Below are 13022 nucleotides of genomic sequence, written 5' to 3'. Positions count from 1 at the left end.
CCTGACTTGGGCAGCGCCGCTTTCGACGCTGCGATGTGACTTATTTATTCGAGGCCAAGCTTAATTAATGCCTGTTCGGCGGCAGCTTGCTCGGCTTTACGGCGGCTGGAACCAATGCCCACCACCGGTTCTGCCATGCCACTCACCTGACAGTGAATGGTGAATTCCTGATCGTGGGCTTCGCCACGCACCTGCACCACCAGATATGAGGGCAGCGGCAGGTGACGCCCTTGCAAATACTCTTGCAGGCGCGTTTTCGGATCTTTTTGCTTATCGCCTGGGCTGATCTGCTCCAGACGCGAGTGATACCAATCAAGAATCAGCTTTTCGACGGTCTGAATGCTGCTATCAAGGAAAATGCCGCCAATCAGCGCCTCAACGGTATCCGCGAGAATCGATTCCCGACGGAAACCGCCGCTTTTCAGCTCGCCCGGACCAAGACGTAAACATTCGCCGAGGTCAAATTCACGCGCCATCTCTGCCAACGTATTGCCGCGCACCAGCGTGGCACGCATGCGGCTCATATCGCCTTCATCGACGCGCGGGAAGCGGTGATAAAGCGCATTAGCGATCACGTAGCTGAGAATAGAATCGCCAAGGAATTCAAGACGTTCATTGTGTTTACTGCTGGCACTACGGTGCGTCAATGCCTGCTGCAATAAATCCGGATGAGTAAAAGTGTAGCCCAGTTTGCGCTGCAGCTTGTTAATGACGATGGGGTTCATGCGATTCCAGTTGTTCTGTGCGTCTGTCACTCTGCATACGAAACAGGGCTGCGTACCAACCTGTTCTGTTTCGTGTGCACTGGCCTCCCTTACGGAAGGCCAACCTTTTTTTAAAGCTAATTAGTGAATCCCACCAATGCGGCTAAAGCGCACGCCGGTCGGCCACTGTCCTTCTTGTTTCTCGAAGCTCATCCAGATAGCAACCGCTTTGCCGACCAGATTCTTCTCGGGCACAAAGCCCCAGTAGCGGCTGTCGGCGCTGTTATCACGGTTATCACCCATCATGAAATACTGCCCTTCCGGCACAATCCATGTCGATTGCGGCTGACCCGGCTGCTGATAATACATGCTTGCCTGACTCTGCGCTTCGTTTACTAACAAGATATCGTGCGTTACGTTGCCCAATGTCTCTTTACGCGTGCCGAGACGCAGGCCGCCCTTCATGGTTTCGCCCTGCGGTGCTTCGAAGAAGCCGTTGCCGGTTTCATTACCATCGAAACCGCTGAAGGTCTGAATGAAGTTGCTTGGCTCAACGTTAGTGTACGTCACCGGCAGTGCCGTGTCGCAATTGCCGCTGCTGCAACCCGGATTGATAGTCAGGGTTTTGCTGTACGGATCAAACACCACTTTGTCGCCCGGCAAACCAATCACGCGCTTGATGTAATCGACGCTTGGATCTTTCGGGTATTTGAAGACCGCGACATCACCACGCTGCGGATGACCGGTAGGGATCAGCGTATTTTGCGCAATCGGATCTTTAATACCGTAGGCAAACTTCTCTACGAGGATGAAGTCGCCAATCAGCAGCGTTGGCATCATTGAACCTGATGGAATCTGGAACGGCTCAAAAATAAATGAACGCACGATCAACACCACTGCCAGCACCGGGAATACCGATGCCGTAGTTTCAACCCAACCCGGTTGCGCTGCGACTTTCGCCAACGTTTTACTGTCGAGCGCGTTGCCTGCCTGCGCTTGTGCCGCAGCTTGTTTAGCACGACGAGCCGGAGCCCATTTAAAGCGATCGATACACCAGATAATGCCAGTGACCAGCGTGGCGATCACTAAAACCAGGGCGAACATGTTAGCCATTAAAAATCCTTATTTGCTGTCTTTACCGACATGCAGAATGGCAAGGAATGCTTCCTGCGGCAGCTCAACGTTGCCGACCTGCTTCATTCGCTTCTTACCGTCTTTCTGCTTCTGCAACAGTTTCTTCTTACGGCTAACGTCACCGCCATAGCATTTCGCCAGGACGTTTTTACGCAGCTGCTTGACCGTTGAGCGAGCGATAATGTGGTTGCCGATTGCCGCCTGAATCGCAATATCAAACTGCTGACGAGGGATCAGATCTTTCATCTTCTCCACCAGATCGCGGCCACGATATTGCGAGTTATCACGGTGAGTAATCAGCGCCAGCGCATCAACACGTTCTGAGTTAATCATCACGTCGACACGCACCATGTCAGAGGTTTGGAAACGTTTGAAGTTATAATCCAGCGACGCATAACCGCGTGACGTTGATTTCAGACGGTCGAAGAAATCGAGTACCACTTCAGCCATCGGAATTTCGTACGTCAGCGCGACCTGCTTGCCGTGGTAAACCATGTTGGTTTGCACGCCACGTTTTTCGATGCACAGCGTAATGACGTTGCCGAGGAACTCCTGCGGCAGCAGCATATGACACTCAGCGATCGGCTCGCGCAGTTCGGCGATATTATTCAGCGGTGGCAATTTCGACGGGCTGTCGACGTAAATCGTTTGACCGTCGGTGGTTTCCACTTCATACACTACGGTTGGCGCGGTGGTGATCAGATCGAGATCGTACTCGCGCTCCAGACGTTCCTGAATGATCTCCATGTGCAACAGACCGAGGAAGCCGATGCGGAAACCGAAGCCCAGCGCGGTTGAGCTCTCTGGCTCGTAGAACAGTGACGCATCGTTCAGACTCAGTTTGCCCAGCGCATCACGGAATGCTTCATAGTCGTCGGAACTGATTGGGAACAGGCCAGCGTAAACCTGTGGCTTCACTTTTTTGAAGCCCGGCAACACTTTTTCCGCCGGATTGCGCTGCAAGGTCAGCGTATCGCCCACTGGCGCGCCGAGGATGTCTTTAATCGCGCACACCAACCAGCCTACTTCACCGCAGTTCAACTCGTTGCGATCAACGCGTTTTGGCGTGAAGATACCTAAGCGGTCAGCGTTATAGCTTTGGCCAGAGCTCATGACCTTCACTTTGTCGCCTTTGCGCAGCGTGCCGTTCTTAATGCGAATCAGCGACACCACACCAAGATAGTTATCGAACCATGAGTCGATGATCAGCGCCTGTAAAGGACCTTCTGGATCGCCTTCTGGCGGCGGAATATCACGCACCAAACGTTCCAACACATCGGGCACGCCGATGCCGGTTTTCGCCGAGCAGCGTACCGCATCGGTCGCATCGATGCCGACGATATCTTCAATCTCTTCCGCCACACGCTCAGGATCGGCCGCAGGCAGGTCGATTTTGTTCAGTACCGGTACCACTTCCAGATCCATTTCCATTGCGGTGTAGCAGTTTGCCAGCGTCTGTGCTTCAACGCCCTGTCCTGCATCGACCACCAGCAATGCTCCTTCACACGCCGCCAGCGAACGGGATACTTCATAGGAGAAGTCAACGTGACCCGGAGTATCGATAAAATTGAGCTGGTAAGTTTCACCGTTCAGCGCTTTGTAATCGAGCGTTACGCTCTGCGCTTTAATGGTAATGCCGCGCTCACGTTCCAAATCCATTGAGTCAAGAACTTGCGCAGCCATCTCACGATCGCTCAGGCCACCACAAATTTGAATCAAACGGTCAGAGAGCGTTGATTTGCCGTGGTCAATGTGAGCGATGATGGAGAAATTTCGTATGTGCTTCATTTATATGAATATCTTCACGTAAAAAATCAGTGGAAAACTTGAGCACAGACACTTTCAGGAAAGGGAGCTTTCCCCGAAACCTTGTCGGCCTCATTAATGACGACGCATATTACACTGTTAACGTCGCGCGTTAAAGAATGGAACTGTGGGGAATCGCAACAGAATTCAGAGATTAAGCAGAACGAAAAAGGCCGCACTAGACGCGGCCTGATGGGGATCAAGCTTCGTTTTCCACACGCAATGCATCAGGAGGTAACGCAACGCTGAGAATCACGGGCTGAAAAGCCTCGCGATCGCCAAATAAGTTAGAAACACCTTTAGCGACAATAAAGCCACCGATTCCGCCTAACAGCGCGCCACAGGCCGCCGCTAAATCGCTGTGGAACAGCATCTGAAAAATCCCTGCAACTAAAAACAGGCCAAACAACGGCGTCATGTAAACCAGCAACGCTGAACCCAAAAGGCTACTTTCACGGATGCCCAACTCAATACGCTGACCCGGTTGGAGCGGCTCAGCGCTGGCGATTGTCATTACGTGTGCGTTTTTAGGGCCCAGCTGATTAAGTGCGTGGCTGCCACAGCCTTTGCGTGCTGAGCAGCTATTACACGAGGTTTTTGCTTCCGTGTGCAGCGTGGCAACACCTTCTTTCCACGCCACAACGGTGGCCCATTCTCTCATCATTTTTGTGCACCCGAATCTATACTGTCCGCAATACGTTTGGCAGTGGCGGGCGGTAATTCACCCACCACCGTAATTTCACGATTATCGCGCACTTCTGTCTGCACCGTACGACGCCCAGTGCGCAATGCTTGCACGCTACTGCTTTTATCGGCAGGGGTGATATTGATAGCAAAACTAAATAAGCCATCGCTATACAGACGAGATTCAACGGTTTTGTTCATCGACGGAATATCACGTCGGCTTTGTGAAATCAGCTTCATGCCCGCCGGAAGCCAGTTTGGCTGCCAACTGAGTTCAACTTTGTCACCAGCCGGTAACGATAGCGAAGGCGGCAAGTTGGCCTTTTCCAGCCCCTGCATCAAATTACGTACGCCTTCATCGACGGCAAAACTGATCACGCGGAACTGCTCCAGCGTTTCGCCATCACGATCCAGCAGATCGATCCGCAGCGGCAATTTGGTATCGACATCCAGCCACACCACATAGCTGTAGCGCGTACCATCACGTGACACGATGCGCACCACTTCACACAGCTGATCGGCCATGCGCGAGCGCCCCACCGGGATGAAATCGTAGGCCTCACCCAAACGGGAGAAGTCCGCGAACATTAACCCAGGTAGCGCATCAATAATGTGATTGCCCGGCAGAGAGAAAGGATCCAATCCTGGCTCGAAATAGCTGATGTCATTACCACGCTGGATGACTTCACGGCGCGGCCCATCCATCTGCAAGAGTTGGGCGAAGATACGATTGTCGATAACCGCGTGACGATAACGCAGAGATTCAATGCCAAGGCGCGAGACATTGATGTAGGCAAATTCGTAGTTGAGGTTCTGGCTTGCCTGCTCCATCTGTTGCAACAACGCCCCGGACGCAGAGGTCTGCGCCGAGGCGATAGATGAGCAAAACAGGCTGCCTGCCAGCAGGCTAACGGCACACCAAAGCTGCTTCATTACTGCTGCTGAGTTCCTAACGACTGATTTCCGGGAACATTAGCCTGAGCCTGTTGCGGATCGTTCTTTTCAAACTGAACCTGATCGGCATGCAGACGACGTTGCAACTCATAATCCTGCAGCATGGCATTCACGCGACGACGCTGTTCCTGCACCTGCTGGTTAGAGCTGTTGGTATCAAATGCTTCTGAAGGCACGCCCAAGCTAACTGGCGATGCTTTACCCATCATTGGCAGCGTATTAAACGCTGGTGAATCAGAGGCTTCAGTAGCACTGCCCGATGGAGAACTGTTGAAATGCTGAACACCAACGATGACTGCCAGTGATACGCAAGCCGCCACACCAACCTGAGTCAGTTGAGCAGCCCAGCTCCCACCGCGGCGCCAGAACGGCATTTTCTCATAACGAGACGGCTCAGGCTGCGCTTCAGGGATCAGCGGAGTCACTTTGCGCGCTGGCTCATTTTCGATGGCCGCAGCCACGCGTGCGGAGATATCAAAATGCAGCACTTCTCCGATATCACCTCGCAAGGTGTCGCGGATGAGGTGGTAGCTTTCCCAGCTTTGCTGAAGATCCGTATCCCTGGACAACGATGCCAACACTTCGTTATCTAAAGTTTCACCATCCATTAAAGCGGAAAGTTTTTCTTTCTGCATGCTTTGGTACCCTTCCAGTAGCCGTTATCACTGACGTTGGATAAGCGGTTGAACTTTATTATCAATAGCCTCTCGTGCACGGAAGATACGCGAACGTACGGTACCAACCGGACAATCCATGATGACGGCAATCTCTTCGTAACTTAGGCCATCCAATTCCCTGAGGGTAATAGCCATACGAAGATCTTCGGGAAGCGCCTCAATGGTGCGAAAGACGATTTGTTTCAGTTCCTCAGACAACATTAAGTTCTCAGGGTTCGAAATTTCTTTCAGTGCGCCTGCACTTTCAAAATTTTCCGCGTCAATCGCATCCACATCGCTGGATGGTGGACGTCGCCCCTGAGCAACCAGATAATTTTTCGCTGTGTTAACCGCAATGCGGTACAGCCATGTATAAAAGGCGCTGTCGCCACGGAATGATTCCAGTGCGCGATACGCTTTAATAAAAGATTCCTGAACCACGTCAGGCACATCGCCTGAAGGAACATAGCGTGAAACCAGGCTCGCCACTTTATGCTGGTAACGAATCACCAGTAGATTAAAGGACTTTTGATCTCCCTTCTGAACCCGCTCAACGAGAACCTGATCCGTTAACTGCTCGCTCATCCGAGGTAATGTCTCCCCAAAACTTTTTTATGCGTAAGTGAACTGCCAGCACATCTCATTGTTCTGAGCAAGCATGCGCTTAGAGTGATCTGTTGGCCTGAAGTTCACTACGACCAGAATTTTTCCGTATCGGAACCACGACATCATTGTTGTTGATTGTCTTTCAGTGTAGCGACTTGCCACACTGGCGGTGTCTTTTGCGGCACCGATAATCGCTGGCAGAGTACCTTATGACGCCTGCATTTTCATCTTTATTACCTGAATTTTCAGAGTGTTTGATATAAAAAACACGTTCTGTTTATTTTTCAACTTAACTCACTGATATCGCGTTACAATCTCTCTTTGCTGGATAATTTTTCCACGTATCTTGTTCAAAATACTTCACAGCAACCGCATCCGGGCTTATGCTCAAGCCACCTTTTGTTTAGTAAATTAAACATTATGACTACGCTCCCTGAATATCAGTGTGATGTGCTTATCGTCGGAAGCGGTGCCGCAGGTTTGTCATTAGCATTACGCCTGGCACCGCATTATCAGGTTACCGTGCTGAGTAAAGCCCAGGTCAATGAGGGTTCAACCCTGTATGCCCAAGGCGGAATCGCGGCAGTATTTGATGAAACCGACAGCATTGAATCGCATGTGGAAGATACGCTGATTGCCGGTGCAGGTTTGTGCGATCGCGACACCGTAAACTTTATTGCCAGCAACGCGCGTCATTGCGTGCAATGGCTGATTGATAATGGCGTAGCCTTTGACAAAGAGCCGCACGGTGATGGGGAAGCACGTTACCACCTCACGCGTGAAGGCGGCCACAGTCATCGTCGCATTCTGCACAGTGCCGATGCCACCGGTCGCGCGGTGGAAACCACGTTGGTAAGTCAGGCGCTTAGCCATCCCAATATCCGTATTATTGAACGCACTAATGCGGTGGATTTGATCCTCTCCGATAAACTCGGCCTGCCAGGGAAACGTCGCGTAGTGGGCGCGTGGATCTGGAACCGCAATCGTGAACAGGTAGAAACCTGCCGCGCGCGCGCCGTGGTGCTAGCGACAGGCGGTGCGGCGAAAGTGTATCAGTACACCACCAACCCCGATGTCGCATCGGGCGATGGTATTGCCATGGCATGGCGCGCCGGCTGCCGCGTGGCCAATCTGGAATTCAATCAATTCCATCCCACCTGTTTATTCCATCCGCAGGCGCAGAACTTCCTGTTAACCGAAGCATTGCGCGGTGAAGGTGCCTGGCTGTTGCGTCCCGACGGCACGCGCTTTATGCCAGATTTTGATCAACGCGCCGAGCTGGCGCCGCGCGACGTCGTGGCCCGTGCCATCGATCACGAGATGAAACGCCTGGGCGTTGATTGCATGTATCTCGACATCAGCCATCAGCCGGAGAGTTTTGTGCGTGCGCACTTCCCGATGATCTATGAAAAGCTGCTGACGTTTGGCCTCGATCTCACCAAAGATCCGATTCCCATCGTACCCGCAGCACACTACACCTGCGGCGGCGTGATGGTCGATCAACAGGGCCGTACCGACGTTGACGGGCTGTATGCCATTGGCGAAGTCAGCTACACCGGTTTGCATGGCGCGAATCGGATGGCATCAAATTCGCTACTGGAGTGCCTGGTTTATGGATGGTCAGCGGCTGAAGACATGATCGCTAGCCTACCCGATGTCACCGCAGTCGAACATTTGCCTGCATGGGATGAGAGCCGCGTAGATGATGCAGATGAACGGGTTGTTATCCAGCACAACTGGCATGAGCTGCGGCTCTTTATGTGGGATTACATGGGCATTGTGCGCACCACCAAACGTCTGGAGCGCGCGCTACGGCGTATCAATTTGCTGCAGCAGGAGATCGATGAGTACTACGCTCACTTCCGCCTCTCTAACAATCTGCTGGAACTGCGCAATCTGGTACAGGTAGCCGAGCTGATGGTGCGCTGCGCGCTGGAGCGCAAAGAGAGCCGCGGGCTGCACTTCACCCTCGACAATCCCGAGCTCCTTGCCGACGCGTTACCCACCATCCTGCAGCCTAAAAGTTAGCGGAATAGGTAGAACGCTTTGACCAGGCTGAGCCAATCAGCCGAATAGCTTTTATCTTCATTACGAATGGCAAGACGTTCCAGCAACGTTTCGCCAGCGGTGGGTGAAAAGCCCAGCACCAGGCGATTCGGCGGACGCTGGGCATAAGCGGCAACGTCGTAACGATAACGCAGATGCCATCCATCCGCCTGCGCCAGCGAAATCAGCGTTTCACCCGCCTCAGCGGGCAGCACCACGCAAAACAGGCCCTCTTCTTCGATCAGCTGTGCGGCACAGCGCAGCAGCGTGCGATGATCGAGCGTGGTGGTGCTGCGCGCGGCATCTCGCTCTGCGCTGCTGGAAGCCATGCCTGGTGCAAAGAAAGGCGGATTACTGACGATCAGTGAGTAGCGCTTTTCACACTGCTCGCTCCAGCTCACGATATCCTGATGATGTACCGTTATTCGATCCGCCCATGGCGAGGCCTGCATATTTTCCTGCGCCTGGCTCGCCGCATTGGCTTCCAGTTCAACCGCATCAATTTCAACCGGTTGCGGCGTGCGTTGGGCCAGCATTAACGCAATTAGCCCGCTACCGCAGCCAATGTCGAGAATGCGGCGCACACCCGCAACCGGTGCCCAGGCACCGATCAATACGCCATCCGTACCGACTTTCATCGCACAGCGATCGTGCGCTACAAAAAACTGCTTAAAGGTAAAACCATCTTTTCTTAACGTCGCCCGCACCGGCGGTTGGTCCTGAGACATGCTTAACTACCATTGAATTTTTTACTGCCGGAAGTGTAACGTGGTGGGGATGGGAATTCACCTGCGCCTGTAATACCTACACAAACAGATGAAGATTATATTCGTTCTGTCTATAATCAGCGCCCCAAACTGAGGTAGACCATGACCGTAACCACATTCTCCGAACTCGAACTCGACGAAAGCCTGCTACAAGCTTTGCAGGAAAAAGGCTTCACTCGCCCTACTGTTATTCAGGCCGAGACCATTCCTGCCGCGCTGGAAGGCCGTGACGTTCTGGGTTCGGCTCCAACCGGGACGGGGAAAACTGCAGCGTTTTTGCTGCCCGCTTTACAGCATTTGCTCGATTTTCCGCGCAAAAAGTCAGGCCCACCGCGCATTCTGATTGTTACCCCGACGCGTGAACTGGCGATGCAGGTTGCCGATCACGCACGTGAACTGGCTAAACATACGCACCTTGATATCGCCACTATCACCGGCGGCGTGGCGTATATGAACCATGCTGAAGTCTTCAGCGAAAACCAGGATATCGTGGTGGCGACCACCGGCCGCTTACTACAGTACATCAAAGAAGAGAACTTCGACTGCCGCGCCGTCGAAACGCTGATTCTTGATGAAGCTGACCGCATGCTCGACATGGGCTTCGCTCAGGATATCGAGACCATCGCCGCAGAAACCCGCTGGCGCAAACAGACGCTGCTGTTCTCTGCGACGCTGGAAGGCGAACACATTAAAGACTTCGCTGAGCGCTTGCTGAACGAGCCGGTTTTCATTGAGGCCGACCCAAGCAAAAGCGAACGTAAAAAGATTCAGCAATGGTATTACCGCGCCGACGACCTCGAGCATAAAAACAAGCTGCTGATTCACCTGCTGAACCAGCCCGATGCAACGCGCGTTATCGTGTTTGTACGCAAACGTGAGCGTCTGCATGAGCTGGTTACCTGGCTGCACGAAGCCGGCATTCGCACGAGCTATCTTGAAGGTGAAATGGTGCAGGTGAACCGTAACGAAGCCATCAAGCGCATGAATGATGGCCGCGTTAAGGTGATGATCGCCACTGACGTTGCCGCGCGCGGTATCGACATTGACGATATTTCGCACGTCATTAACTACGATTTGCCGCGCACCGCTGATACTTACCTGCATCGTATCGGTCGTACTGCGCGTGCGGGCCGTAAAGGTAACGCGATCTCTCTGGTTGAAGCGCACGATCACGTGCTGCTGGGCAAAATCACTCGTTACATCAACGAACCGTTGAAAGCGCGCGTGATTGAAGAGCTGCGTCCAGCAAGCCGCGCGCCAAGTGCCAAAGTAACCGGAAAACCGTCGAAAAAGGCGCTGGCGAAGCGTAAAGAGAAGAAAGAGAAAGAAGAAGAGAAACCGCGCGTGAAAAAACGCCATCGCGATACCAAAAATGTCGGTAAACGCCGCAAGCCAAGCGGCAGCGAGGCGTCAGAATCCGGTGCGGAATAAAACAGCACTCACTACATTTAATCGCCTCTTTTGAGGCGATTTTTTTATTTAAGCGTAGCGAAATACTGCTTTCGCAGTGGAATTACTTTAAGACTACGATCCGGTCCACTGAACTGAACCCCTAAAAAGCAAAAAAGCCGCGTCGATAGGCCTCCACGCGGCTTGTATTGCTGTGTGTATTTTCGTCAGCGCTAAAATTACAGGCTTTCGGTGAACGTACGGGTAATCACATCACGCTGCTGTTCTGGCGTCAGCGCGTTGAAACGAACTGCATAACCAGAAACGCGGATGGTCAACTGCGGATATTTTTCTGGATGGTTTACCGCATCTTCCAGCGTTTCACGACGCAGCACGTTAACGTTCAGGTGCTGGCCACCTTCAATGCGCACCTGCGGTTTCTGTTCCAGCGGGATTTCACGATAGGCAATTTCACCCAAATCGCTGACCGCAACGATTTGATCTTCAACGAAATCACCTTTGGCGCACAGGCAGCGCGCTTCGGCTTTATCATCATCCAGCAACCAGAATGAGTTCAATAGCTGTGGATTGTTTGCCTGAGTAATTTGAATACCGGTAATCATAGAAGGCCTCCAGGGCATTACGCCGTCGCATCAGGACGGCGAGGTTAATGACGTTATCGAATGCTCTGGTATATCACCGCGAGAAGACCGCTGTTTTGACCTGTATCAATTTCGCCCAATCATCAATCAGCGATTTAAATCTAACAAATTGATTCATAACAATTTAAGTAATTAACTTTTTCTGCAATTATTCAAATTATTTTTACCCTTCTGCTGTTGAGCATGACACGTTAAGCTAGTTGCAAAATTTTGCAGGGAGTCAATGATGGCTGAGAAGCTAACCTGGCACGACGTGCTGGCTGAAGAGAAAGAGAAACCATACTTCGTTGAGACGCTCAAAGCGGTTGCCAATGAACGCGCCGCGGGTGTGACGGTTTATCCGCCGCAGAAGGATGTATTTAACGCCTTCCGCCTAACTGAATTGGGCGATATCAAAGTGGTCATTTTAGGGCAAGATCCCTATCACGGCCCAAATCAGGCACATGGATTGGCCTTTTCGGTGCTGCCAGGCGTGGCTATTCCGCCGTCACTGCTAAATATGTACAAAGAATTAGAGCAGGATATTCCCGGCTTTATTCGTCCGCAGCACGGTTTTCTTGAAAGCTGGGCGACGCAAGGCGTGATGTTGTTGAACACCGTGTTGACGGTGGAGGCCAGTAAGGCGCATTCACACGCGCGCTTTGGCTGGGAAACCTTTACGGATAACGTCATCAGTGCCATCAATCAACATCGCGAAGGCGTGATTTTCTTGCTGTGGGGATCGCACGCGCAGAAGAAAGGCAGCATCATCGATACTCAGCGACATCACGTATTGAAGGCGCCACATCCCTCTCCGCTCTCCGCACATCGCGGCTTTTTTGGTAGTAAACACTTTTCTCAGGCTAACGCGCTGCTAAGCCAATCAGGTCAAACGCCGATTGACTGGATGCCGATTTTGCCCTGAAAAACAAACGGCCGCATTCAGCGGCCGTTGTCATTACAGTAACAGATTAGCCTTTGGCTTTCGTCACTGCCACCATCGCCGGACGCAACAGGCGGCCGTTAAGGGTGTAACCGCGCTGCATCACCATCAGCACATGGTTTGGCGCCATATCGTCAGACTCCATCATTGACATCGCCTGATGGATTTCCGGGTTGAACGGCACGTTAGTATCGCCAACCACTTCTACACCAAACTTACGCACCGCGCCCAGCAGCGACTTCAGCGTCAGCTCAATGCCTTCAATCATCGAAGCCAGTTCGGCGTTATCTTTGTCTGCAACTTCCAGCGCGCGCTCCAGGCTATCAATCACTGGCAGCAGCTCGTTGGCAAATTTTTCCAGGGCAAACTTATGCGCCTTTTCTACATCCATCTCGGTACGGCGGCGGATGTTTTCAATCTCCGCTTGCGCACGCAGCTGTGCATCACGCACGCCGGTCTGCGACTGTGCTAATTCAGCTTCCAGTTGCGCGATACGTTCATCACGAGGATCCACCTCAGCGGTTGTCTCTGCGTCCACGTGCTGCTGATCCTGTTGAATTTCTTCTGAGACTTGCTCGTTTGGGGTGTTCTGTTCTTTACTACTCATGAATTTCTCCGCGTTTTGCACATTCATCTCGCTGGTTGGCTTATTATGGGGATCAGTTTGACGGTTTCAAGTAAACCCATCACAT

General features: G+C 52.4%; 13 protein-coding genes. 3 read left to right on the top strand and 10 right to left on the bottom strand.

All coding sequences use genetic code 11. From position 1 onward, the window contains the following. Nucleotides 1-44: 44 nt before the first annotated feature. The 7 genes from rnc to rpoE form a co-directional block, all read right to left on the bottom strand. Nucleotides 45-725 (bottom strand): ribonuclease III, encoded by a 681-nt coding sequence (gene rnc / locus AAGR08_RS04160; RefSeq protein WP_036620136.1) that lies wholly within the window; start codon nt 723-725, stop codon nt 45-47. A gap of 120 nt (nt 726-845) precedes the next feature. Then, nucleotides 846-1817: a signal peptidase I gene (gene lepB, locus AAGR08_RS04155; RefSeq protein ID WP_097096399.1), complete on the bottom strand. Its 972-nt coding sequence runs from the start codon at nt 1815-1817 to the stop codon at nt 846-848. A gap of 9 nt (nt 1818-1826) precedes the next feature. After that, the gene (lepA, locus tag AAGR08_RS04150; RefSeq protein WP_097096398.1) at nt 1827-3626 is read right to left on the bottom strand and encodes a translation elongation factor 4; all 1800 of its coding nucleotides are present in this window, start codon (nt 3624-3626) and stop codon (nt 1827-1829) included. A 217-nt stretch (nt 3627-3843) separates the two neighbouring features. Continuing rightward, nucleotides 3844-4308, bottom strand: coding sequence for a SoxR-reducing system protein RseC (gene rseC / locus AAGR08_RS04145; protein ID WP_097096397.1), 465 nt, complete (start codon nt 4306-4308; stop codon nt 3844-3846). Further along, nucleotides 4305-5261 carry a sigma-E factor regulatory protein RseB gene (rseB, locus tag AAGR08_RS04140; RefSeq protein ID WP_097096396.1) on the bottom strand — a complete coding sequence of 319 codons (957 nt, stop codon included), beginning with the start codon at nt 5259-5261 and terminating at the stop codon, nt 4305-4307. Before rseB ends, rseC begins: the two co-directional genes overlap by 4 nt. Further along, a complete protein-coding gene (gene rseA, locus AAGR08_RS04135) occupies nt 5261-5917 on the bottom strand; it encodes an anti-sigma-E factor RseA (RefSeq protein WP_345828700.1) in 657 nt (218 codons plus the stop codon). Before rseA ends, rseB begins: the two co-directional genes overlap by 1 nt. A 27-nt stretch (nt 5918-5944) precedes the next feature. Beyond that, nucleotides 5945-6523 carry an RNA polymerase sigma factor RpoE gene (rpoE, locus tag AAGR08_RS04130; RefSeq protein ID WP_007886161.1) on the bottom strand — a complete coding sequence of 193 codons (579 nt, stop codon included), beginning with the start codon at nt 6521-6523 and terminating at the stop codon, nt 5945-5947. A 441-nt stretch (nt 6524-6964) separates the two neighbouring features. On the opposite strand from rpoE, the gene nadB reads away from it, so the two are divergent. Further along, a complete protein-coding gene (gene nadB, locus AAGR08_RS04125; protein WP_097096394.1) occupies nt 6965-8572 on the top strand; it encodes an L-aspartate oxidase in 1608 nt (535 codons plus the stop codon). On the opposite strand, the gene AAGR08_RS04120 is transcribed toward nadB, so the two are convergent. Then, nucleotides 8569-9318 (bottom strand): tRNA1(Val) (adenine(37)-N6)-methyltransferase, encoded by a 750-nt coding sequence (locus AAGR08_RS04120; RefSeq protein WP_345828694.1) that lies wholly within the window; start codon nt 9316-9318, stop codon nt 8569-8571. The genes nadB and AAGR08_RS04120 overlap by 4 nt on opposite strands. A gap of 141 nt (nt 9319-9459) precedes the next feature. Here AAGR08_RS04120 and srmB point away from each other — a divergent pair, with 141 nt between their 5' ends. Continuing rightward, the gene (srmB, locus tag AAGR08_RS04115) at nt 9460-10788 is read left to right on the top strand and encodes an ATP-dependent RNA helicase SrmB (RefSeq protein ID WP_345828692.1); all 1329 of its coding nucleotides are present in this window, start codon (nt 9460-9462) and stop codon (nt 10786-10788) included. Nucleotides 10789-10985: 197 nt separating this feature from the next. Here the strand turns inward: srmB and grcA are convergent, their stop codons facing one another. Next, nucleotides 10986-11369: an autonomous glycyl radical cofactor GrcA gene (grcA, locus tag AAGR08_RS04110; RefSeq protein ID WP_345828690.1), complete on the bottom strand. Its 384-nt coding sequence runs from the start codon at nt 11367-11369 to the stop codon at nt 10986-10988. Nucleotides 11370-11634: 265 nt separating this feature from the next. On the opposite strand from grcA, the gene ung reads away from it, so the two are divergent. After that, complete coding sequence (ung, locus tag AAGR08_RS04105; protein ID WP_345828688.1) at nt 11635-12312, top strand: uracil-DNA glycosylase; 678 nt, start codon at nt 11635-11637, stop codon at nt 12310-12312. A 46-nt stretch (nt 12313-12358) separates the two neighbouring features. Here ung and grpE read toward each other — a convergent pair whose 3' ends face one another. Beyond that, nucleotides 12359-12937: a nucleotide exchange factor GrpE gene (gene grpE, locus AAGR08_RS04100; RefSeq protein ID WP_097097663.1), complete on the bottom strand. Its 579-nt coding sequence runs from the start codon at nt 12935-12937 to the stop codon at nt 12359-12361. Between the last annotated feature and the right edge of the window lie 85 nt (nt 12938-13022).

Source organism: Pantoea sp. BRR-3P, assembly GCF_039621635.1.
GTDB lineage: Bacteria > Pseudomonadota > Gammaproteobacteria > Enterobacterales > Enterobacteriaceae > Pantoea > Pantoea floridensis.
This window is presented reverse-complemented; position numbering and strand designations above follow the sequence as displayed.

Bases quoted from the DNA above. Each gene is read 5' to 3' on its own strand.
- rseA (WP_345828700.1), bottom strand. From the start codon at position 5,917: ATGCAGAAAGAAAAACTTTCCGCTTTAATGGATGGTGAAACTTTAGAT.
- rseB (WP_097096396.1), bottom strand. From the start codon at position 5,261: ATGAAGCAGCTTTGGTGTGCCGTTAGCCTGCTGGCAGGCAGCCTGTTT.
- lepB (WP_097096399.1), bottom strand. From the start codon at position 1,817: ATGGCTAACATGTTCGCCCTGGTTTTAGTGATCGCCACGCTGGTCACT.
- lepA (WP_097096398.1), bottom strand. From the start codon at position 3,626: ATGAAGCACATACGAAATTTCTCCATCATCGCTCACATTGACCACGGC.
- rnc (WP_036620136.1), bottom strand. From the start codon at position 725: ATGAACCCCATCGTCATTAACAAGCTGCAGCGCAAACTGGGCTACACT.
- ung (WP_345828688.1), top strand. From the start codon at position 11,635: ATGGCTGAGAAGCTAACCTGGCACGACGTGCTGGCTGAAGAGAAAGAG.
- grpE (WP_097097663.1), bottom strand. From the start codon at position 12,937: ATGAGTAGTAAAGAACAGAACACCCCAAACGAGCAAGTCTCAGAAGAA.
- srmB (WP_345828692.1), top strand. From the start codon at position 9,460: ATGACCGTAACCACATTCTCCGAACTCGAACTCGACGAAAGCCTGCTA.
- rseC (WP_097096397.1), bottom strand. From the start codon at position 4,308: ATGATGAGAGAATGGGCCACCGTTGTGGCGTGGAAAGAAGGTGTTGCC.
- nadB (WP_097096394.1), top strand. From the start codon at position 6,965: ATGACTACGCTCCCTGAATATCAGTGTGATGTGCTTATCGTCGGAAGC.
- AAGR08_RS04120 (WP_345828694.1), bottom strand. From the start codon at position 9,318: ATGTCTCAGGACCAACCGCCGGTGCGGGCGACGTTAAGAAAAGATGGT.
- grcA (WP_345828690.1), bottom strand. From the start codon at position 11,369: ATGATTACCGGTATTCAAATTACTCAGGCAAACAATCCACAGCTATTG.
- rpoE (WP_007886161.1), bottom strand. From the start codon at position 6,523: ATGAGCGAGCAGTTAACGGATCAGGTTCTCGTTGAGCGGGTTCAGAAG.